Origin of the sequence: Streptomyces sp. NPDC023838 (genome assembly GCF_040639555.1) — a bacterium.
Lineage (GTDB): Bacteria > Actinomycetota > Actinomycetes > Streptomycetales > Streptomycetaceae > Streptomyces.
In genome coordinates, this window is the sequence record NZ_JBFAAD010000001.1 from 46,465 (window position 1) to 69,365 (window position 22,901).

21 protein-coding genes and 3 pseudogenes are annotated in these 22,901 nt (G+C 69.5%); 12 read left to right on the top strand and 12 right to left on the bottom strand.

All coding sequences use genetic code 11. From position 1 onward, the window contains the following. The first annotated feature begins 112 nt into the window (after positions 1-112). The 4 genes and pseudogenes from AB0G17_RS00250 to AB0G17_RS00265 form a co-directional block, all read left to right on the top strand. Complete coding sequence (locus AB0G17_RS00250; protein ID WP_361373856.1) at positions 113-2,371, top strand: TerD family protein; 2,259 nt, start codon at positions 113-115, stop codon at positions 2,369-2,371. Between the two features lie 361 nt (positions 2,372-2,732). Then, the gene (locus AB0G17_RS00255; protein ID WP_361373858.1) at positions 2,733-3,140 is read left to right on the top strand and encodes a YciI family protein; all 408 of its coding nucleotides are present in this window, start codon (positions 2,733-2,735) and stop codon (positions 3,138-3,140) included. 8 nt (positions 3,141-3,148) lie between these two features. Continuing rightward, on the top strand, positions 3,149-4,318 hold the full coding sequence (locus tag AB0G17_RS00260) for a DUF6596 domain-containing protein (RefSeq protein ID WP_361374557.1): 1,170 nt from the start codon (positions 3,149-3,151) through the stop codon (positions 4,316-4,318). Between the two features lie 80 nt (positions 4,319-4,398). Further along, positions 4,399-4,563, top strand: a pseudogene (locus tag AB0G17_RS00265) (DUF4291 family protein); the annotation flags it as partial. 53 nt (positions 4,564-4,616) lie between these two features. Here AB0G17_RS00265 and AB0G17_RS00270 read toward each other — a convergent pair. The 5 genes from AB0G17_RS00270 to AB0G17_RS00290 form a co-directional block, all read right to left on the bottom strand. Then, a complete protein-coding gene (locus AB0G17_RS00270; RefSeq protein WP_361373860.1) occupies positions 4,617-4,916 on the bottom strand; it encodes a hypothetical protein in 300 nt (99 codons plus the stop codon). 18 nt (positions 4,917-4,934) lie between these two features. After that, complete coding sequence (locus AB0G17_RS00275) at positions 4,935-5,546, bottom strand: hypothetical protein (protein WP_361373862.1); 612 nt, start codon at positions 5,544-5,546, stop codon at positions 4,935-4,937. 47 nt (positions 5,547-5,593) lie between these two features. Next, the gene (locus AB0G17_RS00280; RefSeq protein ID WP_361373864.1) at positions 5,594-7,906 is read right to left on the bottom strand and encodes a site-specific integrase; all 2,313 of its coding nucleotides are present in this window, start codon (positions 7,904-7,906) and stop codon (positions 5,594-5,596) included. A 130-nt stretch (positions 7,907-8,036) separates the two neighbouring features. After that, positions 8,037-8,600, bottom strand: a complete 564-nt coding sequence (locus tag AB0G17_RS00285; protein WP_361373866.1) for a site-specific integrase — start codon at positions 8,598-8,600, stop codon at positions 8,037-8,039. Continuing rightward, the gene (locus AB0G17_RS00290) at positions 8,486-9,178 is read right to left on the bottom strand and encodes a hypothetical protein (protein ID WP_361374587.1); all 693 of its coding nucleotides are present in this window, start codon (positions 9,176-9,178) and stop codon (positions 8,486-8,488) included. Before AB0G17_RS00290 ends, AB0G17_RS00285 begins: the two co-directional genes overlap by 115 nt. Positions 9,179-9,313: 135 nt before the next feature. On the opposite strand from AB0G17_RS00290, the pseudogene AB0G17_RS00295 reads away from it, so the two are divergent. Then, positions 9,314-9,760: pseudogene (locus AB0G17_RS00295) on the top strand (DUF4291 domain-containing protein); the annotation flags it as partial. A 71-nt stretch (positions 9,761-9,831) separates the two neighbouring features. Here the strand turns inward: AB0G17_RS00295 and AB0G17_RS00300 are convergent. Continuing rightward, the gene (locus tag AB0G17_RS00300) at positions 9,832-10,557 is read right to left on the bottom strand and encodes a DinB family protein (protein ID WP_361373868.1); all 726 of its coding nucleotides are present in this window, start codon (positions 10,555-10,557) and stop codon (positions 9,832-9,834) included. A 281-nt stretch (positions 10,558-10,838) separates the two neighbouring features. After that, positions 10,839-11,720, bottom strand: a complete 882-nt coding sequence (locus AB0G17_RS00305; RefSeq protein ID WP_361373870.1) for an SDR family NAD(P)-dependent oxidoreductase — start codon at positions 11,718-11,720, stop codon at positions 10,839-10,841. A gap of 109 nt (positions 11,721-11,829) precedes the next feature. On the opposite strand from AB0G17_RS00305, the gene AB0G17_RS00310 reads away from it, so the two are divergent. Beyond that, positions 11,830-12,303 (top strand): helix-turn-helix domain-containing protein, encoded by a 474-nt coding sequence (locus AB0G17_RS00310; protein WP_361373872.1) that lies wholly within the window; start codon positions 11,830-11,832, stop codon positions 12,301-12,303. Positions 12,304-12,462: 159 nt separating this feature from the next. Continuing rightward, positions 12,463-14,859 (top strand): Orn/Lys/Arg decarboxylase N-terminal domain-containing protein, encoded by a 2,397-nt coding sequence (locus AB0G17_RS00315; protein ID WP_361373874.1) that lies wholly within the window; start codon positions 12,463-12,465, stop codon positions 14,857-14,859. Between the two features lie 362 nt (positions 14,860-15,221). Here AB0G17_RS00315 and AB0G17_RS00320 read toward each other — a convergent pair whose 3' ends face one another. Then, a complete protein-coding gene (locus tag AB0G17_RS00320; RefSeq protein WP_361373876.1) occupies positions 15,222-16,049 on the bottom strand; it encodes a class I SAM-dependent methyltransferase in 828 nt (275 codons plus the stop codon). A 72-nt stretch (positions 16,050-16,121) separates the two neighbouring features. Between AB0G17_RS00320 and AB0G17_RS00325 the strand changes: the two genes are divergently transcribed. Then, entirely contained in the window at positions 16,122-16,724 is a 603-nt protein-coding gene (locus AB0G17_RS00325) for a TetR/AcrR family transcriptional regulator (protein ID WP_361373878.1), read from the top strand. A 524-nt stretch (positions 16,725-17,248) separates the two neighbouring features. Here the strand turns inward: AB0G17_RS00325 and AB0G17_RS00330 are convergent. From AB0G17_RS00330 to AB0G17_RS00340, 3 genes and pseudogenes are all read right to left on the bottom strand, one after another. After that, a pseudogene (locus AB0G17_RS00330) lies at positions 17,249-17,401 on the bottom strand (LysR family transcriptional regulator); the annotation flags it as partial. A 114-nt stretch (positions 17,402-17,515) separates the two neighbouring features. Continuing rightward, positions 17,516-18,007: a Gmad2 immunoglobulin-like domain-containing protein gene (locus AB0G17_RS00335; RefSeq protein ID WP_361373880.1), complete on the bottom strand. Its 492-nt coding sequence runs from the start codon at positions 18,005-18,007 to the stop codon at positions 17,516-17,518. 193 nt (positions 18,008-18,200) lie between these two features. Beyond that, positions 18,201-18,578 carry a hypothetical protein gene (locus tag AB0G17_RS00340; protein WP_361373882.1) on the bottom strand — a complete coding sequence of 126 codons (378 nt, stop codon included), beginning with the start codon at positions 18,576-18,578 and terminating at the stop codon, positions 18,201-18,203. A 424-nt stretch (positions 18,579-19,002) separates the two neighbouring features. Here AB0G17_RS00340 and AB0G17_RS00345 point away from each other — a divergent pair, with 424 nt between their 5' ends. The 3 genes from AB0G17_RS00345 (at position 19,003) to AB0G17_RS00355 (ending at position 20,669) form a co-directional block, all read left to right on the top strand. Next, a complete protein-coding gene (locus AB0G17_RS00345; RefSeq protein WP_361373884.1) occupies positions 19,003-19,503 on the top strand; it encodes a MarR family transcriptional regulator in 501 nt (166 codons plus the stop codon). 3 nt (positions 19,504-19,506) lie between these two features. Continuing rightward, on the top strand, positions 19,507-19,956 hold the full coding sequence (locus AB0G17_RS00350; protein ID WP_361373886.1) for a MarR family winged helix-turn-helix transcriptional regulator: 450 nt from the start codon (positions 19,507-19,509) through the stop codon (positions 19,954-19,956). 215 nt (positions 19,957-20,171) lie between these two features. After that, positions 20,172-20,669 carry an N-acetyltransferase gene (locus AB0G17_RS00355; protein ID WP_361373888.1) on the top strand — a complete coding sequence of 166 codons (498 nt, stop codon included), beginning with the start codon at positions 20,172-20,174 and terminating at the stop codon, positions 20,667-20,669. Between the two features lie 137 nt (positions 20,670-20,806). Here AB0G17_RS00355 and AB0G17_RS00360 read toward each other — a convergent pair whose 3' ends face one another. Then, the gene (locus AB0G17_RS00360) at positions 20,807-21,223 is read right to left on the bottom strand and encodes a CBS domain-containing protein (protein ID WP_361373890.1); all 417 of its coding nucleotides are present in this window, start codon (positions 21,221-21,223) and stop codon (positions 20,807-20,809) included. 315 nt (positions 21,224-21,538) lie between these two features. On the opposite strand from AB0G17_RS00360, the gene AB0G17_RS00365 reads away from it, so the two are divergent. Further along, complete coding sequence (locus AB0G17_RS00365) at positions 21,539-22,732, top strand: amidohydrolase (protein WP_361373892.1); 1,194 nt, start codon at positions 21,539-21,541, stop codon at positions 22,730-22,732. The last annotated feature ends 169 nt before the right edge of the window (positions 22,733-22,901 follow it).

Consider the following 22,901-nt stretch of genomic DNA (forward strand, 5'->3'; position numbering starts at 1 on the left):
CCGCCCGGCACTACGGCACGCCGGCGGGTCCCTCCGGGTGACGCGGCCCGCTCTACGCGGGCGTTCGAAAACCCGCGTGCGCCGCTTCGTACGGCTCTGGGACTATTCCCGGATGGTCCACCGTTGCGAACCCCTGGTCATCCGGCACACCCACCGTCTTCCCGCCCCCTGGGGGCCGGAAGGCCAAGGCGGCGTCGCGGCACGGCAGTTCGACGCCGCGCTGATGTCGGTGGGTTTCAAACTGTCGGCGGATCTGATGGAGCATCTGTCCGCGCTGTCCGAGGGGACGGTCGTCGACACCGCCGTCCGGACGCTGGACACGGTCCGCGCGATGGTGGGTGACCACGTCCAGCACAACACCTACTTCATCGACTTCCCGGCCAACGTGCCGGACACGTTCGACTTCTGGATGCGGTGCGTCACCGAGGCGCTGAGCGACGACGCGTCGCGGGAGAGCACCCTCGCCCAGCTGCGCGCGGGCGTGCTCGACCTGCTCACCCTCCCGACCTACGGTACGTACCAGCACACCTACGCCCAGATGCTCGCCGCGCACGACGAGCTGATCGCCGCGGCGGGCGACCGGCTGACCGTCCTGCACCTGGGCGGCACTCCGAACGACGAAGTCACCGCCCTGTACCTGGCCCTGGCCGGGAGCACCACACCGCTGGGCGACGAGGGGCTGCTCGACCTGGGCCTGCTCGCCGGGCACTGCGTGGACGGGCCGCAGCCCGAGGCGATCCCGGTCCGGGAGAACCGTGCCGTCGTCAACCGCGCCCGCCTGGAAGCCGGGGCGGGTCTGCTGCTGGACACCGTCACCGATGTGCTCCGGCTGGCCTGCGCGCTGTCGGACGGCGACGTGACCCTCATGGAGCCGACCCGGTTCCGGTCGCCGTCCCGTTCGGTGCGGCGCGCCCTGCTCGCCGGCCTCGACGCGGTCGTCGCGGCGTCCCCGGCCAAGCTCGCCGATGTGACCGCGCACCGCGAGGCGTTCAAGCGCCTGGGGGAGCGGCTGCACGCGCACGAGTACGCGGCGCGCTGGCCGCACGCCGCCGACGTGTTCGCCGTGGCCCGGGGTGAGAAGGAAGCCCGGTCCTTCGACAGCCGCGTGGCGGAACTCCTCGGCGTACGCGACGTCCTTGGGGCGACGCGGCTGCTGGAGTCCGCTCCGGGCAAGCTGTTCCGCGCGCTGGATCACCTACTCCGCGCTTGCGTCACTCAGGAGGAGCGCGACGCGGTAATGGCCGCCGCCGAGAGGGCTGCCCCGCAGGTGTCCGGCCGCGTGCTGCTGTCGGTGCGCGAGCACGTCCAGAACCGTGGACGAGCGGACGGTAACCGCGTGGAGGAGGACGGCGAGCGGGCGCGGGCGGACGGCGAGCGCGGGAAGGAAGGCGGCGAGGGCGCGCAAACGCGCGGCGAGCGCCGTGTCTTCGTCAACCGTCTCGGCCGTGCCTGGGTCACCGACGACACCCGCCCGCCCGTGCCCGCGGCCGACTGCGAGCGTCTGATCGCCGTCCTGGACGCCGAGCTGCGCCGCCGTCTACCCGCCCCGGGCCACCTGCTGATCGACCCCGACGTCCTGGATGTCGCGCTCCCGCTCAGCGGCAAGGCGACGGCGGCGGGCCTCGGCGTGCTGCCCCGCGGCTCGCTCTCCCCAGTCGACGGCGAACTGCTGCGGTTCTTCGTCCACTGGAAGCAGACGAGCCGCAGCACCGACTTCGACCTGTCGGCGCTGATGCTCGATGCCTCGTACGAGACCGTGGCCTGGCTGTCGTACACCGCGCTCACCGAGATCGGCGGCGAGCACTCCGGCGACATCACCGACGCACCCGACGGGGCGTCGGAGTTCATCAACCTGCGGCTGGACGCCGTACGCGGCACCTTCATCGTCCCGCAGGTCAACATCTACTCGGGGGAGGGGTTCGAGGAGGTCGAGGAGTCGTTCTTCGGCTTCATGCTGCGTGACGCCGAGCAGCTGGGCCGCCCCTTCGAGCCGCGTACGGTACGGATGAAGTCGGAGCTGCGCGGCCCGGGCCGCGTCGCGCTGCCGCTGGCGTTCGTACGCGGCGACGACGGCCGCTGGCGCGCCAAGTGGCTGCACCTGTACCTCAAGGGCTACCCGAACTCCAACCGGGTCGAGGGCAACCGCGTCTCGGTCGCCACCCTGCTGCGCGGCATCGTCGAGCGCGACCACCTCACGGTCCGTCACCTCACCGACCTGATGGCCGACCGGGCCACGGCCATCACACTGTGGGACGGTGTGGCGCTCCCGGACGCCCCCGTCACGTACATCGGCCTGGAACGCCCGCAGGGGCTGCACCCTGACTCACGCATCCTCACACCGGAAAATCTGCGGGACCTGATCCCTGGCTGACTGCTACTGTTGGCCGTGCGAGGCCATGAACGGACTTCCTTCTCACACCTCACTGAAATAGTCCCTTCGCTTTCCTCGCCTCCGACATCGCGCCGGGGTGCCCATGGCACCCCGGCGTTGTCGTTTCAGGGGCCGGGGTGGGTGGCGTACCGCCGGAGTCGACCGGAGTCGACCTCCCCAGGGTGGTACCGCGCGCGGCCCACGGGAAGCTCGGCCGTGCGGCCCCCGCGAGAGGCCTCACCCAAGGTCATCTCGAAGAGCCAGAAGAATTTCTCGCAGCGATGTCGAGAACCCGTGGCCGGCTCCGTCCCCGTAGTGAATGCGGCCACAATGGGTCGCACGCGTACCGAGGAGAAGCATCATGGCCAAGTACTTGCTGCTCAAGCACTACCGCGGCGCCCCGGGTCCGGTCAACAACGTGCCCATGGACCAGTGGACGCCGGAGGAGATCTCGGCCCACATGCAGTACATGCAGGACTTCGCGGACCGGCTCGAGAAGACGGGCGAGTTCGTCGACGGACAGGCGCTCGCCCCCGAGGGAACGTTCGTCCGGTACGACGGCGAGGGGCGCCCGCCCGTCACCGACGGCCCCTTCGCCGAGACCAAGGACCTCATCGCCGGCTGGATGGTGATCGACGTCGACAGCTACGAGCGCGCCGTGGAGCTGGCTGGGGAGCTGTCGGCCGCCCCCGGGGCGGGCGGGAAGCCGATCCACGAGTGGCTCGAGCTGCGCCCGTTCCTGGCCGCGCCGCCCACCGTCACGGAGTGACCTCATCGATGAACGAGGCCCTGCTGAGGAGTCTCACCCCGAGCGTGCTCGGCATCCTCGTCCGCCGTGGAGCAGACTTCGCGGCGGCCGAGGACGCCGTACAGGACGCGCTCGTCGAGGCGGTCCGCGTCTGGCCGGCCGACCCCCCGCGGGATGCGAAGGGCTGGCTGGTCACCGTCGCCTGGCGCCGGTTCCTCGACGCGACCCGGGCGGACACCGCCCGGCGCCGGCGCGAGGACCTCCTCGACGAGGAGCCGGCACCCGGCCCCGCGCCCGCGGTGGACGACACGCTCCAGCTCTACTTCCTGTGCGCCCACCCGTCGCTGACACCGTCGTCCGCGGTCGCGCTCACCCTGCGCGCCGTGGGCGGGCTGACCACCCGTCAGATCGCCCAGGCCTACCTGGTCCCCGAGGCGACCATGGCGCAGCGGATCAGCCGGGCCAAACGCACCGTGTCCGGCGTACGGTTCGACCAGCCCGGCGACGTCGCCACCGTACTGCGCGTCCTCTACCTGGTCTTCAACGAGGGCTACTCCGGTGACCTCGACCTCGCCGCTGAGTCCATTCGACTCACCCGGCAGCTGGCGGCCGCGATCGACCACCCCGAGGTGGCCGGGCTGCTCGCCCTCATGCTGCTCCACCACGCCCGCCGCGCCGCCCGGACCGCGCCGGACGGCAGCCTGGTGCCGCTCGCCGAGCAGGACCGCGGCCGGTGGGACACCGCGGCGATCGCCGAGGGCGTCGAGATCCTGCAGGCGGCCCTCGCCCGCGACCGACTGGGCGAGTTCCAGGCCCAGGCCGCCATCGCGGCACTCCACGCCGACGCGCCCACCGCCGAGGAGACCGACTGGGTGCAGATCGTCGAGTGGTACGACGAGCTCGTCCGCCTGACCGACAGCCCGGTCGTCCGGCTCAACCGCGCGGTGGCCGTCGGCGAGGCCGACGGACCGCGCTCCGGCCTGGCGGCACTCGCGGCCCTGGACGACTCACTGCCCCGTCACACCGCGGTGGCCGCCTACCTCCACGAGCGCGCCGGCGACCTGGCGACGGCGGCACGCCTGTACGCGGAGGCGGCGCTCAAGGCCCCCAACCTGGCCGAGCGCGACCACCTCACCCGCCAGGCCGCCCGGCTCAACACCCGCCAGGCCGCCCGGCTCAACACCCGCCGGAGCCGCTGACAGATCACTCCGGCTCTGCCGGGAAGCCCTCACCGGCTCTACCTGATGCCCCCGTAATTCGATGGCGCGCGCGGCCCGGCATGCCCACTCTGGTGATCGTGAAAGAACCCAAGTATCAGATCCGGGCCCAGTACACGGCCTCCACGGTCACCGTCTACCAGGCGTACGCGCCGGAGATCGGCCTCCCGGCAGCCCGCGAGGGCCGGTTCCCGGCCCTGTGGCAGCGGGACCGGATGACGTGGATCTTCTCTGCACCAACGCGGGCGTTAGAAGTCCGAAGGAGCGTGACTGCGCCGGATCAGTGACGGAATCGGGCGACCTCCCCCTCGATCCGAATCAGGAACTCCGTGATCGGGGCTCCGCCGCTGTCTGGAACGAGGACGAGGTCCTGGGCGTAGATCGTTTCGTCTGCGGCCAAGGCCGCATCCTCGTCACCACGGCGCCAGGCATCGCGAGAAGCGGCGAACAGGGGAGCAAGCCCTTCCCAAGCTGGGCCGGGTTCGAAGCGACAGTCGGACCAGAACATGTCGCCGCTTTCGAGGGCCAAGGTTCCCACCAGCCGCTCACCCTGTCTGAGCTGCCAATTCCACTCCGCCATGTTCCCCTCCCGCGGTCGTTACTGATCTTTCGACTCTATGCCGTGGGCGTGGCCGCAGGGTCGCTGAGCCTCCAGGACGACTGCCGTCCCGGCCACGGATCGGTCCTCGTGCATGGTGATCACTTGGCCGGGCTCAAGGTGCTGCCACTGCTGAGGGTCAAGGGGCGCGAGTCTCACCGAGGCTCGCCCACCAGGTTCGAGGAAGGGCGTGCGCTCAATCCAGAGCATGGCGATGTTGAGGGCCGGTTCGCCGGTCGGAGTTCGGTTTCCGATGTTCCACATCGGTCGCAGGACGCCGGCGCCGGATATGGGCGCCTGTCGTCTGGCCTCGGCGGCCGGGCGGAGGGTGAGGTCGGCCCGGATGATGCCGTTGCGCGTCTCGTAGCAGCGCCAGTGGCACCAGGCCGCGCTCTTCTCCATCCGCATCTGCTCGGCTGCGGTGGCCAGAGCTTCCCAGAAGCTGAGTGGAAGCGGATGGACGTCTCTGAGTTCCTCCAGCAGCCCGAGAGCCACCTCCCACTCGTCCTGGGTGAGGTACTCCCAGACATCGGCCACCGTGATGTCGTTCTCGGTGGCGATGTCCTCGGGAACGAGCAGGGAAGCAGCTTCCAGCAGCTTGGGAACATCCATGCCCCCGATTCTGACCCAGGCCGCGATTCTGGTGTTCGCAGTGCTGCTCACCTGTCTGTGGCCTGGGGTTTCTGATGCGGGATCGGAGGCATTCCGAGGGAGACAGGATCGCTGCGCTGGAAGCGGCGGGCCTGCTCGCGCTTGCTCCGCAAGAAGGTGAGCGTCAGATCGAGACCTTCGATCTCGATGCGCCAGTCCTCTTCGACAGCTCGCTTGCGACGGGCGAGGAGGTCCTCCTCCAACTCGTTGAGGCGAGGCAGCATCTTCGGGTTGATGCTGAGCATCGGGCAGCGGATGCAGGCGTGTTCGTGCGCGCACGGAGTGCCGTAGGGACGACCACAGGAGCCGAGTTCCACGCGGCGCTTGTCGAAATGCTCCTGGAAGTCCTCCCACTCGTCCCGGGTGGGCTCCCGGTACTCCTCCACTGGTCGCGTTCCTCGGCGTCGGGCGAGGAATTGGTGGTAGTGGCTGATGACGTCCTCGTCGAAGACCGCGACGTAGCCGCGGGTGGTGCGGATGTCGAGGTGCCCGAGCAGGGCGGCACCGATGTGAATTGGCAGACCGTTGTTCACCAGCTCGGTCGCGAACAGCCGTCGGAAGTCGTGTGGGGCGAAGTGCACGTTGGCGAACTCCGGGTGCGTGGCGGCCAACTCATTGCACGCACGTCGGACGATGCGCCACACCGTCGTGCTGGACATGCCGCGCTGGCTGCTGCTGTGGACGGTCTGGAAGAGGTAGGGCAGTTCCTCGCTCCACACCTTCTCGTGCAGGTCGTATCGGGCGCAGACCGGGACGGTGCCGTGTTCCTCGCGGTGGCGGCGGATGACCTGGGCGATGACGTGGAACAGCTCGGCCGACATGGGGATGACGCGTTCACGGTCGCTCTTGGACGGGCTGACGACCAGGAGCGCGACGACCTCGCCGTTCGGGTGCTGGTACTGCCGGACGCTGAGGTGGTTCAGTTCGGTGAGTTCCTCGGCGCGCAGGCTGGCCAGCCGGAGTGTCTGCACGACGGCCCACTGCCAAAACGCGGCGTTCTCGTCCTGGGAGATGCGTACGAGGTCGCCAGTGGTGCGGTTGACCACACGGACCGGGGGCCGGTTGTGGCGCTCGTTGCAGGACACCCGCAGCCATGTGGTGCCGTCGTGTACGAACTCTTCGCCGGGTCTGACGCTTTGTGCGGCCTTGAGCAGCTCTCTGCGCTGGTGCCAGGTGTCGTTGACGTGCTGGGAGAGGATCGGCAGCAGCGGCTGGCGGACTCGCGTGCGGTTGGCGATCCGTTCGTTGAGGCGGCGTCGACGCAGCTGGAAGTGACGCAGGTCGGCGTCCCGGACCGGGCAGGGCGCGACCCATTTCGCCCACCGCTCGGGCTCGGCGACGGACCAGGTGTGCAGGTCGAGGTAGAGGGACCGGACCGCCAGCAGCGGGCCGTCCATGTCCAGGCGCGGCTTGTCACCGGGCAGGACCAGCAGCTTCTCCTTACACTGTGTGAAGGTCTCCTCCGACAGCCGCAGGTCGGCCTGCTCAGGATTGATCTCCTCGATCACCTTCCAGAACGTCTTGACCAGGCGGGTGATCAGGTGCCGCAGGGTCGAGTAGTCCAACTCGGCGGAGCGGCGGCGTACGTACTCCACCAACAGGTCCCGCACCTCGCGGTTGCGCAGCTGATGGCGGTCTACGGCTTCCTTGATCGACAACTGCCCCCGGGTGACAGCAGCCCGCAGAGTTCGCGGAGCGGAGCGCGGAAACTGCCCCATCTCGTGCAACACCGGCCAAGCCAGTGTTCCGGAGAAGGTGCCCGACTCGGCGTCTTCCCCGGCCAGAGCATGGGCTCGGCATTCAACGGCGTAGTGCAGCAGGGCCTCGGGCGTGAGCCCGTCCAGGTCGATCCCGAAGACCGTCAACGCGTAGCAAACGTCGGACTTCGCCCGGCCACGACGGGAGGAGCCGACGGGCAGCTGATCGACCCGCTCGCAGAACTCCTCCAGCCACGGATCATTCGCGATGCTGCGGAACCACGGGGTGTAGCGGGTGAAGGTGTTGGAGCGCAGGCCCAGCAGCGTGGGTCGGATCAATCGCATGGCGAAGCAACGGCCCGCCGCCGCGCTCAGCCGACGACTCAGGGCACGGTCGTCTCCTGCGACCCGGCCGACGGGAATGCCCGCATCGTGGCCGGCCGCTTCCCAGCGCTCCTGCCAGGTATCTCCAGGAAATCCGGTCAGATAGCCGAGGAACTCCTGCATTTCTTGACGTGCTCGCCACGTCTTGGAGCCAGCAGGCAGGAAGTGCCCGATGACCACCTCGACGCTCTCCTCCACCGAGGCCGTCGCGAAGTCCCCAAGCGAGCGAGGCGGCTGCATCGGCCGTGGCGGAGGGGCGGGAATGATGGCCGTGGGCTCGAAGTTTCCGGTCGCCACCCGGCCTTCGGCACTCTCATGACGGCGGACCCGATTGGTCGTCGGGCCTCGGAGCCGCAGGCTGTCGCCGACTTTAGCGCCCGGCACCGAACACCGCCTCGATGTCGCTCGCCTCGTATCGCTGCGACCACGTGGTCGGCTGGACCGGCCGTGCGTAGTGCTCTGCGAGCTTGTCCACCAGGTCGTCCAGCCCGACCACCGTGTAAAGCGCCGTGGTGCTGATATGGGCATGTCGCAGGATCGTCTGCACCTCCACCAGTGTCAGCTCCGGGTCGCGGGCGAGTCGGGTCGCGGCGGTGTGCCGCAGGTCGTGCAGCGTCCAGTTCGCCCCGATCGCTTCGTCCGCGCGCTGGATGATGCGGCGGGCCGCCCAGTAGGTCAGCGGTCTCGGCTGGCCGCGGCGGGTGCGCCAGAGCGGCATGCCGTCGGGTGGGAGCCCGGCCTCCTCCAGGTAGGCGGCGAGGTGGGCGAGGGCCTCGGGCGATACCGGAACCGGTTGTCGGGCCCGGCTGCCTTTGGAGATCACCCACAACTGGCCCTTGGTCCAGTCGACGTCTCCGAGTTCGACTCCGAGCAGTTCGGATGCTCGGGCGCCAGACGAGACGTAGCAGGACAGCAATGCCCGGTCCGTGCGCACTTCATCTGCGTGAACAGTTCGTCCCACTGGTGATCGGGCAGTGCCCGCGGTTGCCGGGCAGGCACCTTCGGCCGCAGCCGGCCGCGCCGGTACGCGGCGCGAGCCTCGATGGGCGACAGGTGCGCGAGCGCAGCACGGCGTGCCCTGTTCTCAGGCACTGGGTTCACCACCGGACCTCGGCCGAAGTGCAGGTGAAAGGCGTAGAACCCATGAACTGCCGAGAGGTTGTGAGCGATGGTCGCCGGCGCGTACCCGGCCCGAAGCGTCGGTTTGCCCGTCTTCGGGTTCACCGTCCCGGCCCGGTGGCCACCGGCCCGGCGCTGGCGCTGTGGGTTGCGAGCCGAACGGAGCCAGCCCACCAACGCGGCGGTCTCCGCCTCGGTGGCCTGCTCCCAGCCCACATCCAGTGCCCAGAGCACCCGGTACCAGCGCAGCAGGTCAAAGCCGTAGCTGCGACATGTCAGCGGGCTGACATCGCCCAGCATCCGGTCCCGAAGGTAACTGCTGACCGGCTCGATCTCCCGACCAGCAGCATCCACCACCCGCCACGGCAGCGAAGGCGACTCGCCTTCTACCACCGCCCCATCTGGGGCAGCCGTACCCGGCCGTCGATCAGATCTCGATGAATCGAAGGAGCTTCATGCACACCCGCATGCTCGTGAACCAAGGTCACGGAGTCGAGCCGTGGCCTGAGCTAGTGCAGTCAACTGACCAAGCCGTCGTTCCTGTGGATGATGTACCGCTGCGGATGGGGCACCAAGGAAGGCCAGGAGACCGTCCTGGCGGTGGAGATCACCCGCGAGGGTTTGGCCTGGGCGCTGGAACACGCCTGTCTGTCCCACTACGAGGAGGGCCTCCACACCGATCGCGCCGCGTGGAAGAGCGAGTTGAAGCGGTCTCCGGCCCGAGTGCAGTGGGACCCCGAACGCGACCTGCACCTCCAGCCCCTGCCCCACCGTGCGCTCCAACTCGGCCTCGCCGGCGAGGCCGCGCATCTCTACGCCGACGAGTGGATCGCCTCCATCACCGACGTCACTCCGCTCGCCCGCACGATCCATGACCATGTACGGGAGGGAGACCTGGAAACCGCCCGGCAACTCCTGCCCGCCGAGCGGCCCTACCCCATCGACGCAGGGTTGCTGACTCACCTGCACCGATGATGAACGGGTGCGGTCGCCGGTGCGGTCACCGGGTACGTACGGTCGTTGGATCGGTCGGCTCGGGCTCGGACCTACTTCCTCCCGCCCGAGCTGAAGCGGGCCCGCCACAGGTCGCGGAGCAGCGCGATCTCGGCCATGTGGTGGATAAATTCGAGGTTGCCCGCGGACAGCACCTCCGCGTAGGGATATTCCGCGTCGTTACTGTACGGATACCGCGAGAAGCCGACCGTGTCGAGTTGCTCGTCGGTCAGGGCGGCGACACTGTCGCGCCAGCGGTCGACCAGCGCCCAGAACCGCTCAAGTGCCACGGTGGCGGAGGGGGTGAAGTCGACCAGCAGCTTCGGTTCCTGCCGCCGTTCACCGAAGGTCCACTCCCAGCGGCCCGCCAGGTGGAAGTGCAGGTGGCCCAGCCGCCACGCGATGGTCGTGAACGGCGTTTCGTCAGGCTCCGGCGTACCGGAGTGCGCGAGTACCTGCTCGACCCGCTCGACACTCACGTTCCAGTCTTCGGCGATCTTGGCGACGCTCATACCGTCGGCGGCCTGCCGGGCGACCTCGGCGTACTCACTGGCCGGAATGTCCGGGGCACCGAGGTCGAGTACCCACTCGCCCGGCCCGAATGCCCGGGGCGTCGCCTCCTCACCTCGGCGCCGGACCGACCAGCAACCGGGCACCGGCTCCCACAGATACTCGTCGTCGCCGAGCCGCGCCAGCCGTACCTGCGCCATCTCCCTGGCCTGGTCGAACTGGTCGAGCAGCAAGCCCAAACGGTTGGTCCGCGCGCCCTCGATCTCCATGCTGGTTTCCCTTCGCGGTCGCGTCTCGTACGTCTACAGATCGCTCGTAGCACGTAGGACGTAGCTCGTAGCCCGCAGCTCCTGGCTCAGGCGGAAGCTAACGGCTCGCATCACCGGCCGCCACTGATTTTCTCACCCATAGGCGGTCCAACACCCCTTCCAGCACCGGTAGATGACGTTGCCGCGATGGCGTGGGAACCCGGCCGACGACTTCGAGGACCCGAGCGTGCCCGAAGGTCCCCTCCGCCGGTGTGTGCTGTACCGGCCGCTGGAAGCTGCCGTCAGCGGACCCAGGAAGCGGTCATGTTCTGGACGGCGGAGCCGTCGGTGTCGGCGAGTTTCGTAGCCGTGAAGGCGCGGGCCCAGTCCGAGGTCTGGATCCGGAACGGCGGGTGTGCGGCGGTGAGGGCCTCGATGACGGGGGCGGCCGCTTCGGCGGGGGTCTGGGCGGCGGCGAAGGACTTCAGCGTACGGTCGACGTAGGCGCGCAGGGCAGGCGCGTACGGGCCCGCCGCTGCCAGCAGGGCGGGAATGTCGAGTTCCTGGCTGGCGACGAACTCGCTTGCCACAGCGCCGGGTTCGACCACGGTGACGTGGACGCCGACGGTGGCGGCCACCGGCGCGAGGGACTCCATGAACCCCTCGACGGCGAACTTGGCCGCGCAGTAGGCCTCGTTGAAGGGCTGGCCGATCACTCCGCCCACGCTGGTCACCGTGATGACGCGGCCCTTGGAGGCGCGCAAGTGGGGAAGGGCCGCGCGGGTGACTTCGACGACGCCGAAGTAATTGACCTCCATGGCGGCGCGGACCGGGGCCATACCGTCCTGCTCGACCGTGCCGACGGCCCCGGCACCCGCGTTGTTGATTACCGCGTCGAGCCGCCCGTGCTCGGCGACGACCTCGTCCAGGCAGGCGGCGACCGAGCCGGGATCGGTCACGTCCAGTCGCTTGACCTGCAGGAGGTCGCTGACGCCCGCCTCGGCGGCGGCCTCCATCAGGGCGTCGGCCCGCAGCGGGTCGCGCATGGTGGCGACGGTCTGCCAGCCGGCCCGGGCGGCCGCCACGGCTGCCGCGAGTCCGATGCCCGACGACGTGCCGGTGATCACGACGGTGTGCCGGCCGGTGTCCGTCGCGGTGCCGGTCGCGGTGTTGGGGGTGCTCATCAGGGCCTCGTTCTCCAGTGTTTTGTGAATGATGTGCGGGCGCATATCTGTGTGTGTGCACGCACTCTATATTTGTGTGTACGTGCACGCAAGCAGGTAGGCTGGCGCCATGACCCGTACGGACCTCAGCCTGGGAGACCTGACCGCCCGCGACCACGCCTTTTACGGCCTGGTGTGGGCCGGTGCCACGCTCAGTGCCCGCGTCGACCAGGCACTGACCCGCGCGCACGAGCTTCCCCTGTCGTGGTTCGAGGTGATGCTCTGGCTGCACGGGCAGGATGAGCCGGTGGCCGCCTCGGACCTGGGGGCCAAGACCCTGCTCAGCCGCAGCCAGGTCTCCCGCGTGGTCGACGCGCTGCACGCCCGCGGCCTGGTCGAGCGGGCGCCCGCGCCGAGCGACGCCCGCTCCGTACGTATCGCTCTGACGGCCGCCGGGCGCAAGGCCTTCGCCGCGGCCGACGCGACCCGCCGCGCCGCGCTGGCCGACGTCTTCGACGGCAGGCTCGACGACGCGGACATCCGGGCCCTGGAGACGGTGTGGGCCAAACTCAAGCAACCGCCCGCCGACCGGGCGGCCCGGTAGCCGGTCGCGGTGGGCGGCCCCCTGGCCCTGACCGCGCCGTGGCGCTGCCCGTGACACATACGGGTGATCGTCGCCCCTTCCGGCCCCGGCGGTCCTGCGCGCGCAGGACCCTTGCTGCCTGAGCCCGAGCTGTTCGGTGCGACGCAGGTGGAGGTTGGCATGGCGAAGGGTACGGTCCTGCTGGCATTGCGCGAGGATCCCCTCGGCGGGGGAGTCGGGGGAGAGCAACTACGTCGTATCGGCAAGGAGTTGGAGAACCAGGGCCTGGAAGTGCGGTGGGCGCGGACCGCCGAGGCCGCACGAGCGGCTCTACGGACAGAAGCCGGGCTCAGCGCCGCCCTGGTGGCGTGGGACCTCTCGTCCGAGACCGGTGGGCCCGCCGAAGCCAAAGCCGAAGTCGAAGCGGGCGCCGAAGCCGACGGCGCGGAAGGCGGTGGCGGGCAGACCGGTGGCGCGGCCGTCCTGCGGCAGATCTCCCGGCGGTTCAAGGACCTGCCGGTCTTCGTCGTGATGGCCGAGGACTCCGACCACGGCCTGGACCGGCTGCCCCTGTGGGTGGCGGAGAGTGTCGTCGGGTACATCTGGCCGCTGGAAGACACCCCTTCCTTTATCGCGGGTCGCGTCGCCCATGCCGCACGCGCCTACGGGGAGGCGGTCCTGCCGCCGTTCTTCAAGGCGCTGCGGCGTTTCGACGGCGCTCACGAATACTCCTGGCACACGCCCGCGCACTCGGGCGGAGTGGCGTTCCTGAAGTCACCGGTGGGCCGGGCGCTCTTCGACTACTACGGTGAGCGCCTCTTCCGTACGGATCTGTCCATCTCCGTGGGCGAGTTGGGGTCGCTCTTCGAGCACAGCGGCCCCATCGGCGACGCGGAGCGCAACGCGGCCCGGATCTTCGGCTCCGACCGCACGTACTTCGTTCTGCACGGGGACTCCACCGCCGACCGCATGGTCGGCCACTACTGCGTCACCACGGACGAGATCGCCCTGGTGGACCGCAACTGTCACAAGTCCGTCCTGCACGGCCTGGTGATCTCCGGCGCGCGTCCCGTCTACCTCGTGCCGACGCGCAACGGTTACGGCCTGGCGGGGCCGCTCCCCGCGCGCGAGATCGCCGCCGGAGCGGTCGCGGGCCGCATCGCAGCCCACCCCCTGACGCCGGGAGCGGTCTCCCCGCAGGCCCAGTACGCGGTGATCACCAACTCCACGTACGACGGCCTGTGTTACGACACCGTGCAGACCGCGCGCGCCCTGGCCCCCAGCACGCCCCGGCTGCACTTTGACGAGGCGTGGTTCGCCTACGCGCGCTTCCACCCGCTCTACGTCAACCGTTACGGCATGGCCGTAGACCAGGACACGTTCGAGGGCGAGGAGCGTCCCACCGTCTTCTCCACCCAGTCCACGCACAAGCTGTTGGCCGCGCTGTCCCAGTCGGCCATGGTGCATGTGAAATCTTCTCCCCGCGCTCCGGTCGAACACGACCGGTTCAACGAGGCGTTCATGATGCACGGCACCACCTCGCCGTTGTATCCCGCCATCGCCTCGCTCGACGTGGCGGCGGCGATGATGGACGGAACGCAGGGGGAGTGGCTGATCCACGAGGCGGTCACCGAGGCCGTCCGGTTCCGGCAGGCCGTCATCCGGACGGGGCGCCGTATCGCGGCCGCCGGTGACCGGCCGAGCTGGTTCTTCGGGGTGTGGCAGCCGGATACCGTCACCGATCCGGCCACCGGAGCCCGTACGCCGTTCGCGGACGTCCCGCCCGGGCTGCTGGCCCGCGAACCGGGGTACTGGGAGCTGGAGCCCGACGCCGACTGGCACGGCTTCGAAGGCCTGAGCCAGGGCCAGTGCATGCTCGACCCCATCAAGGTGACGCTCACCTGCCCCGGCGTCACCGCCACGGGCCAGAGCCAGCCGTGGGGCATCCCGGCCCGCATCCTCACCGCCTACCTCGCCGAGCGCGGCATCGTCGTCGAGAAGACCGACACGTACACCACGCTCATCCTCTTCTCCATGGGCATCACCAAGGGCAAGTGGGGCACCCTCATGGACGCCCTGATGGACTTCAAGGCACTCCACGACGCCGAGACTCCGCTGGGGCAGGTGCTGCCGCAGTTGGTCGAGCGCTACCCGAAGCGCTACGGCCGCACGACCCTGCGCGGCCTGTGTCAGGAGATGCACGAGCACCTCACGAACGCCGACCTGATCGACGCCCTGGACACCGCCTTCCGGGACCTGCCCGAGCCCGTCGTCCCTCCCCAGCGCTGCTACCAGCAGCTGATCCGGGGCGGCACCGAGCGTCTGCGTCTGACCGAGGCCCCAGGACGGGTGGCCGCCGCCATGGTCACGGTGACCCCGCCCGGCATCCCCGTCCTGATGCCCGGAGAAGCACTTGGCGCCTCCGACGGACCGGTGCTGCGCTACCTGGGCGCGCTTGAGGCGTTCGACCGCGCCTTCCCGGGCTTCCACAGCGAAGCCCACGGCGTCGTGATCGACGGGGACACCGGGGACTACCTCATCGAATGCGTACGGGAGGAACGCCCCCAGGCAGAGTAGGAGCCGGACAACGCGTGCCACCCACGGCGTCGGGCGGCACGCGTGGGTGGCGTGGAGGTGGTGTCCGGCGTGGCGGTGGCTTGTCGATGCCCTGCTCACGAACGCGGTGATCTTTCACAACCATCTCGCCGTACCTGACCGAGCACGTCGAACGGTTCGGCGAGTACTCCATCCACGAACTCGGCATCCAGCTCGAGGCGTACGACCCCAAGCTCGACGTCGACTTCACCCGGCTCCACGACCAGGACCTGCGCGCCGAGCGCTTCGCGGCAGCGGCCTGGCCGGCCGCGCTCCGCCGACGCCCGGCAGGGCGTCGAACGGCCGCGCGGGTCCCTGGGTCGGCGGCGACTTGGCGGATGGACTCAGGAGGTGCTGGCGCGTACTGCGGTCGCGGCCAGGGTGGTGTAGTTCATCGTGAAGCGTCCGCCCAGGGAGTCGATGGCACCCCCGACCGCGTCCAGTACCTCGGCCAGCTGATCGGGACGGAGTTGGGTGAGGCCGCCGGTGGTGGGCAGCAAGTCCAGCCATTGGTCGCGCGTATAGGACTGCTGCCAGTCGAATCGCCACTGTTCGGGCTCGTTGAACTGTTCGGTCTCGCGGATCTTGTCGGCGAACTTCGCGTATGCCGCCTGGTAGAGGTCGAGCGGACGGCGGGCCGGTTGGCCGTTGAGCGGGGAGTCGGGCGCAGCCCGTCGGTAGGCAGCGGCAAACGGTTCTGCCACCTCGGAAGGCGGCTCGTACACGTGCCCGAAGATCGCCAGCCGTCCCCCTGGACGCAGCACATGTGCCGCCTTCACGGCGCCGGTGACCGGATCCACCCAGTGCCACGACTGGGCGGCGACGACCGCGTCGAACGTCCGGCCGGCCGGCTGCCAGGCTTCGAAGGCCGCCACCTCGACCTGCAGGCCACGGCCTCGCGCGAAGTCGGCCATCCGCGTATCGGGCTCGACGCCGAGCACTGCGCAGTCGGCGGCCTGGAACTGGCGGGCTGCGATGCCGGTGCCGCAGCCGACGTCGAGCACGTGGGGCCCGGGGCTTCCGGCGACGATCCGTGCCACCAACGCATCGGGGTAGCCGGGCCGGGCCTGGTCGTAGCGGTGCGCGTCCGCGCCGAACGCTTCGGCCATCCGCCGGGCCTCATGCGGTTCCGCCGGGGACGGTTCTGGTTGCTCTCGCGGTAAGATGGGCATGCGCCCACCTTAGTGGGCGCATGCCCACTGGGCAACGGATGCCAGCAGGCTGACGCACGAGAGGATCTGTGAGTGCCGACTGGGGTGCACCTTCGCGACGCGCGGCAGCAGCTGTTCGACGCTGCCGAACGCGTACTTCTGCGGGACGGGCCGAACGGGCTGACCAGCCGGGCCGTCACCGACGAGGCGGGCTGCGCCAAAGGCGTCCTGCACCGGCACTTCAGCGACTTCGACGCCTTCCTCGCCGACCTTGTGCTCGACCGGGCCGCGCAGCTTGAGAGGCAGGCGAGTGCGCTGCGCGAGACCGCCGGTACCGGCACGGTGGCCGACAACCTCACCAGCGCGCTGACCACCCTGTTCGGACCGATTCCGGTGGCAATCATCCCGCTCATCACCTTCCGGGACGAGCTGCGCACACGGCTGCGGCAAGCCAGGCCCGGAGGCGGCATCGCGATCCTCGCCCAGGCCACGACCGCGATCTCCGCTTATCTGGCCGCCGAGCGTGAACTGGGCCGCGTCGCAGCCGACGCCGACATCGACTCACTCACCCTCTCCCTGGTCGGTGGCGGGCATCTCCTGTTCGCAGACCGCGACATCGGCCCGCCGACCACGGCAGCCGTCAACAAACTCGTGACAGCGGTCATCGCCGACGCCGTGCAACGACGACCGGCCTAGAGAGACCCTCAGTGTCGGCAAACGATCGCCTGACGACAGGCGCCGCGGGTGTCCAATGAACCCGGACTTTTCGGGGCCCGTTGGCGGCGCGAATCCCATCAGATCCGTTGGTGATTGATGACAGGGTTTCGTGACAGACAGGGTCCGGTCCGGTCGTTGTCCGGTCGGCTCATGACGAGAAAGGCGTGCCCCTTTGAGGCGCCCGGTCGCGATGGACGGCGATCGCCACCCGACGAGTGAGTGGATGAGCGGATGGGTGTCGCCCTCGTTCCACGCCGCCGCCGCGCGGCTCGGCGGCATGTCGATCAGCGGTACCACGGTGAGCCCGCCCGGTGGCTCGTGGGCCAGGAGTGTCACGCCGACCGTGCCGTTCCAGAGAACGGCTTGATGGCACTCCTGCACGGTGCGCACCACCGGACCCTCCCGGGGTTCCCCGCCGTTCCAGTACGACTGCCAGAGCGGGTCGGTGCCCTCCGGGAACAGGAACCAGCGGCGGTCGGCCAGATCGGCCAGCTTCAGGCGGGCGACCGTTCGAGCAGCGTGGCGCCGACTTCGGCTTCCAGCTGTTTGATCGCCCGGCTCAGCGGCGGCTGTGTCATATGCAGCCGGGTGGCGGCCCGCCCGAAGTGGAGTTCCTCGGCCACGGCCACGGAGTAGCGCAGCGTACGCAGCTCCATGGTGTGACGATACCCGTACGGTTTGGACTCCCTGTCCGCCATGCTCACCACGGCCCGCCCCCCCGGGAGACCCGCGTGCGAACGTGGTCCCGCACACGGGCCTTGGGCCATGACCTATGACCCGATCGGTATACGGAAAACCTGCCCCGGCACGATCTTGTCGGGGTCGGTGATCTGGGCCGGATTGGCCCGCACGATACGGGAGTAGAGGGCCGCGTCGCCGTAGTACGTCTTGGCCAGCGCCGACAGCGTGTCGCCCTTCACCACTTTGTGCTCGCGGTAGCCGTAGTAACCCGGCACGATACGGGGCCCGTAAATCACGGGAATAGTGACGGCGTTGACGTCGCCACCGTCCCGGGCCCGCGCTTCGAAGACCTGGACGAGCAGTCGGTCGAGCTGGAAGGGCGCCTGGTGGACGTCGACGGCGACATGGAACTGCCCGAGCTCGCCGCTGCCGCCCCCCGCGGTGAAGGTACCGGTCACCTCGTGGTGGCCGTCGCCGATGCGGTACTCCAGGGTCGCTTCGAATCCGGTGGCGATACCGCTGACGTGGATCGGGTTGCCAACCAGGTCGAGTGGGCGAGGTTGGTCCACGCGATTGGTCATGACGCCTCCTCGGGTGGTCAGTTGTGCGGCAGTGGCAGCTTCGGGGACGGGCGGACAGAAGGCAACCGCCCGCTTCGGCCGACCGACCGGAACAAGACTCGACACCCGGTTCCCGGCGGCTCCGGTCGGTCAGGCAGCCCGTCAGCCGGTCAGCCCGGTCAGCCCGGTCAGCCCGGTCAGCCCGGTCAGCCGGTCAGGCGCGGCAGCGCAGCAGCTCCAGTGGCGGGTTCGCGACGAGGTCCGCCCAGAAGTCCTCGCCGAACTCACGGATGCCGGCGTCCGAAACCTGCAGCGGAACCCACTCCACCGCACTGAAACCGGCCGCCCGCAGGCACTCCTCGTACACCTCGCGGCGCGGGGCCGAGCTGACGATGCTGATCGGCTGCGGGTCGAGGAGAGCCGTGATCCGCACCCGCGGACCCGTCTCGATCTCCTCGCCGGAGGGCTCGCAGAGGAACCCGTACTCGTCCAGGGACAACAAGTCGAACTTGTAGTCGGGCTTCTGGGCGAGCACGAAGAACTCGCCCCCCGGCACCAGGTTCCGGTGGATGTTGCGGCACATCCGCTCCATCACCGCGATGTCCTCGGCGACGCCCCCTTCTGCGCTTCATCCTGTACGTGGCCACACCGGCCCTCCGGATCCAGAGGGTCACCGGGCCGCTGTCGTGGCAGAAAGTCTGCGCCGCGCCTGTCCGGACGCCGTACTGGCAGATGACACAGAGAAGTTGACCGCGTGACCTCGTATCACCCATCCCCCAACCCCCCAACCACCCAACAACGTCATCGTGTGTGTCAGTGGAGCCGAGTGGTCCGTCCTCAGCAAGCTCGCTCTGCGGCGCGGCCGCCTCGATGCGGTCCTCGCTGGCATGTGGTCGGAGGTGGGAAATCCGACCTGCGTTGCCGGACAGGAACAGCTCGGTGGCTTCCTCGTCCAGTCGGTGGCTTCCTCGTCCAGTTAGTAGCCATGGCTACTATGTCCATGTACTGTACTTTCCATGAGCCCGACACCAGACGGCCCGCACGGCGCGTCAGCCCGCCCATCCGGTCCGACCCCCGGATTTCTCCTGTGGCGACTCTCGATGAAGTGGCGGGTCGCCGTGGACCGGGCCCTCGCGCCCCTCGGCCTCACCCACGCCCAGTACTCGCTGCTCGGCTCCCTGCACGGCATGGCGGCCGACGGCGGCAGGCCGAGTCAGAGGCAGCTCGCGGACCACACCGGGCTCGAACCCCTCTACGTGTCCAAACTCGTCCGCACCCTGGAGAGTGCGGGCCTGTTGGAGCGCACCAAGGACCCCGCGGACAGCCGCGCGGTTCAGCTCGCGCTCACCTCGCGCGGCAGCGAGGCCACCGCCGAGGCGATCGAGGTGGTCCAGGAACTCATGGACCACCTGCTCGCACCGCTCGGCGGGCTCGACGGCCAGCGCACCGGGCTCTTCGCCCGTGAGCTGCGGACCCTGCTCGACGTACCCCTGGATCCCTCTTCGAAGGAGTCATGAACCATGTCCACAGTCACCACCCCCAGCGTGAACGGCCAGGTCGTCGCCCTGGCGCACTACGCCACCAAGGCCGTTCTGGAGCAGGCGCTCGCCCCGGCGGGCCTCACCTATCTGCAGTCCCTGTCGCTGAACTTCACTTCGGCGCAAGGCGGTTCCGCGACCCGGGAGAGCATCGTAGGCCGACTGCGGGACGCCCTGAAGATCGAGGAGGCGGCGGCCCTTGCGCCGGTCATGGAACTGCTCGAGGCGGGCCTGCTTGAGGCAGTCGACGAGTCGGTCGTCCGCCTGACGGAACAGGGTCGGGCCCTGCAGGAGGAGACCAGCGGATACGGTGCGGCGATCGCCGCCCGCGTCTACGCGGGCTTCACCCCCGAGGAGCTGGCCACGGCCGGACGCGTCCTGTCGCTCGTCACGGCCCGCGCCAACGCCGAACTGGCAGGCGAGGAGAGGTAGGAGCCTTGCGCCGCTTGGAAGATGCGGGCGGCCTCGGCGTATCGGGTGACGATGCCGCCCCGGCTTCAATTGAGTGACGCAGCACTCGACGGTCTCCACGGTCTCGACGGTATCGCGGGGCATGCAGGCCGAGTTGTCGAGGCCCGCTGGTCGCCCGCCGACGCGCTCGCACCGCCCGGACCGTCCCGCGCGGGCCCGCTGTAGTCTCGACCGTTATGAATTGGCTGCCTGACGACTTCGTTCACCCGGTCCATGTGCCCGTGCCCGACACCGCGCTCCACCTGCGGCCCATCCGGGAGGCGGACACCGAGCTCGACTACCCCGCGGTGATGGGCTCCCGAGAGCGTTTGTGGGAGACGTTCGGGCCGGCCTGGGCTTGGCCCAAGGAGACGATGACGTACGAAGAGGACCGCATCGACTTGCTGCGGCACGAGAGGGAGATAGCCGCGCACCAGTCGTTCAACTATGCGTTGCTCGACGAGGGAGAGACGGCGATCTTCGGGTGCGTCTACATCGACCCGCCCGAGCGCGCCGGCTCCGACGGAGAAGTCTCCTGGTGGGTGGTGGACGACCTCGTCGGAGGTGAGGCGGAGCGCGCGCTGGATACGCTGGTGCCGCAGTGGATCGCCGCCAACTGGCCCTTCCAGCAGCCCCGTTATCTGGGCCGTGACATCAGCTGGCAGGACTGGCTCGCCCTGCCCCGTGCCTCGTGACACGTCCGAGAGGGTGCCTGGACCTGCTGCCCGGCACCGAGGCCAACAACTATGGAGGGTTCCATGTTCAGCGCGCCTTGCCGGGCCTTCCCGGGCAGGTGTGTGGACAACACGTCGCAGGCCGGTGCGGGCGCCGGTCAGTCGCTGGACAGCGCCTGGAGCAGATCGCCGACCTTGGGGTCCGGCAAGGCGCGGGCGACATCGGCCTGGGCGACGATGCCGACCAGCGTGTGCCCGTCGATGACGGGCAGCCTGCGTACCTTGTGCTCGCTCATGGTGCGCAGGATCTCCTCGGCGTCGTCGTCGGCGCCGATGGTGACGGCCTCGCCCTGGGCGAGGTCGCCTGCCTTCACCGTGGCTGGGTCCTTGCCCGCTCCCAGGACCTTCACCACGATGTCCCGGTCGGTGAGCATGCCCTTGAGCTTCTCGTCCGTGCCGCAGATCGGGAGGGCGCCGACGCCCAGCTCCGTCATCTTCTTCGCGGCTTCAAGCACCGTTTCCTGGGCACCGATGCATTCGGTGCCCGCCGTCATGATCTCGCGGGCCTTCGTCATCCGGCAGCACTCCTTCGTCGTGGGACGGGACACGGTCCTACCGCCACAGCGGGCGGACCCGGGCACTGCATGGGTGCCCCTTGACGGTGCCGGATAACGACCTTCGTCGCACATCCACCCGATCTGCCTGATCTGCCCGGTTCACCCCATCCACCCTTCGGGCGATGAGCACGCGCAGCATCTTTTGCGCACGGTGAGAGCGGGTACTCGGGACGCGTCGCGCGAGCGCGCCCATATGGCCGCACGTCCGCGTCCTCGATGTCCTCGATGTCCTCGACGCAAGTCGCAAGTCGCAAGGTGCAAGGAGGCAGCGGAATGCCGGACGATCTTGACACGGTCCATGCCCGCATCGCGGAAGAGCTGAACGCGCGCGCCGAACGGCTCTGGGACGTGGCGCTCGAACTGCACGGCGCGCCCGAGACCGCCTTCGAGGAACACCGCGCCGCGCGACTGCTGAGCGGGGAACTGGAACGCGCCGGGTTCCAGGTGGAGCGCGGCGTGGCGGGGCTCGCGACCGCGTTCACGGCCCGGACCGGGCGGGGGAGCGGGGCGTGCGTGGCACTGCTGTTGGAGTACGACGCCCTGCCCGGCCTGGGGCACGCCTGCGGGCACAATCTGATCGCCGCCGCCGGGCTGGGAGCGGCGCTCGCGCTGCACGCGGCACTCGGGGAAGTGGACGGATCCGTCCTGGTGGTGGGTACTCCCGCGGAGGAGGGCGGGGGCGGAAAGGTGATCGAGGTCGACGCGGGGGTGTTCGACGAGGTGGACGCCGCGCTGATGTTCCATCCGGGCGTGCACGACTGGACCTGGGCGCCCTTGACGGCACAGACGCAGATACGGATCGGGTTCCGAGGGCGGGCGGCTCACCCCACGGGCAACCCGACGGAGGGCGTCGACGCCCTGGCCGCGCTCATCCAGCTGTTCAACACGCTCGCCGTACTCGACCGGCGGCTGCCCCGCGGCTCTCACGTGCAGGGGATCGTGACGCAGGGCGGCGTGGCCACGAACATCGTGCCGGAGTACGCCGAGGGGCTGTTCGGTCTGCGCGGGGCCACCACCGCCGCACTGGAGGAGCTGGTCCGCGGAGTGGGCGAAGCGGCGCGGGGAGTGGCTGCCGCTACGGGAACGTCGGCACGGATCGAGCGCGTGACCGCCGGATACGAGCACTTCCGTAACAACGACGTCCTCGCGCAACGCTTCGCGGACCACATCGCGCGGTGCGGCATCACCCTGAGCGAGCCGGAACCCGGGGTGTATCTGGGGTCCTCGGACATCGGAAACGTCAGCGCCAAGGTGCCCGCCATCCATCCCTTCGTGGCCATCCTGGGGCCGGACGCCTCCGACCACACACCCGAATTCGCCGCTGCCGCCGCAGGGCCCCGCGGCCGTGCGGCGATGCTCGCCTCCGCGACGGCACTCGCCTGCACCGCGGCGGACGTCCTACTGGCGCCCGGCACGGCCGAGCAGGCATGGAGCTCCTGGCACGCGAAGGCCGCGGCCGGCGAATAGACCCCCGCGCACCCCGTGGCGAACAGAGCCCGGCGCGCTCGGCCGTGCCGGCTCGTGCTCCTCACAAGCTCGGCCGTACGCCCTCGAAGGCCGTTGGCCCCGTACGTCCATGCCCTCCTGGCGGACGCTCACCCACGCGGCGGCACGGCAAGCGACGCCGGGTTTCCTC

Coding starts and splice junctions, on each gene's coding strand:
- AB0G17_RS00355 (WP_361373888.1), top strand. CDS start 20,172: ATGAATTGGCTGCCTGACGACTTCGTTCACCCGGTCCATGTGCCCGTG.
- AB0G17_RS00350 (WP_361373886.1), top strand. CDS start 19,507: ATGTCCACAGTCACCACCCCCAGCGTGAACGGCCAGGTCGTCGCCCTG.
- AB0G17_RS00275 (WP_361373862.1), bottom strand. CDS start 5,546: ATGGATGTTCCCAAGCTGCTGGAAGCTGCTTCCCTGCTCGTTCCCGAG.
- AB0G17_RS00255 (WP_361373858.1), top strand. CDS start 2,733: ATGGCCAAGTACTTGCTGCTCAAGCACTACCGCGGCGCCCCGGGTCCG.
- AB0G17_RS00340 (WP_361373882.1), bottom strand. CDS start 18,578: ATGGAGCGGATGTGCCGCAACATCCACCGGAACCTGGTGCCGGGGGGC.
- AB0G17_RS00360 (WP_361373890.1), bottom strand. CDS start 21,223: ATGACGAAGGCCCGCGAGATCATGACGGCGGGCACCGAATGCATCGGT.
- AB0G17_RS00310 (WP_361373872.1), top strand. CDS start 11,830: ATGACCCGTACGGACCTCAGCCTGGGAGACCTGACCGCCCGCGACCAC.
- AB0G17_RS00270 (WP_361373860.1), bottom strand. CDS start 4,916: ATGGCGGAGTGGAATTGGCAGCTCAGACAGGGTGAGCGGCTGGTGGGA.
- AB0G17_RS00320 (WP_361373876.1), bottom strand. CDS start 16,049: ATGCCCATCTTACCGCGAGAGCAACCAGAACCGTCCCCGGCGGAACCG.
- AB0G17_RS00335 (WP_361373880.1), bottom strand. CDS start 18,007: ATGACCAATCGCGTGGACCAACCTCGCCCACTCGACCTGGTTGGCAAC.
- AB0G17_RS00365 (WP_361373892.1), top strand. CDS start 21,539: ATGCCGGACGATCTTGACACGGTCCATGCCCGCATCGCGGAAGAGCTG.
- AB0G17_RS00280 (WP_361373864.1), bottom strand. CDS start 7,906: ATGCAGCCGCCTCGCTCGCTTGGGGACTTCGCGACGGCCTCGGTGGAG.
- AB0G17_RS00315 (WP_361373874.1), top strand. CDS start 12,463: ATGGCGAAGGGTACGGTCCTGCTGGCATTGCGCGAGGATCCCCTCGGC.
- AB0G17_RS00260 (WP_361374557.1), top strand. CDS start 3,149: ATGAACGAGGCCCTGCTGAGGAGTCTCACCCCGAGCGTGCTCGGCATC.
- AB0G17_RS00250 (WP_361373856.1), top strand. CDS start 113: ATGGTCCACCGTTGCGAACCCCTGGTCATCCGGCACACCCACCGTCTT.
- AB0G17_RS00300 (WP_361373868.1), bottom strand. CDS start 10,557: ATGGAGATCGAGGGCGCGCGGACCAACCGTTTGGGCTTGCTGCTCGAC.
- AB0G17_RS00345 (WP_361373884.1), top strand. CDS start 19,003: ATGAGCCCGACACCAGACGGCCCGCACGGCGCGTCAGCCCGCCCATCC.
- AB0G17_RS00305 (WP_361373870.1), bottom strand. CDS start 11,720: ATGAGCACCCCCAACACCGCGACCGGCACCGCGACGGACACCGGCCGG.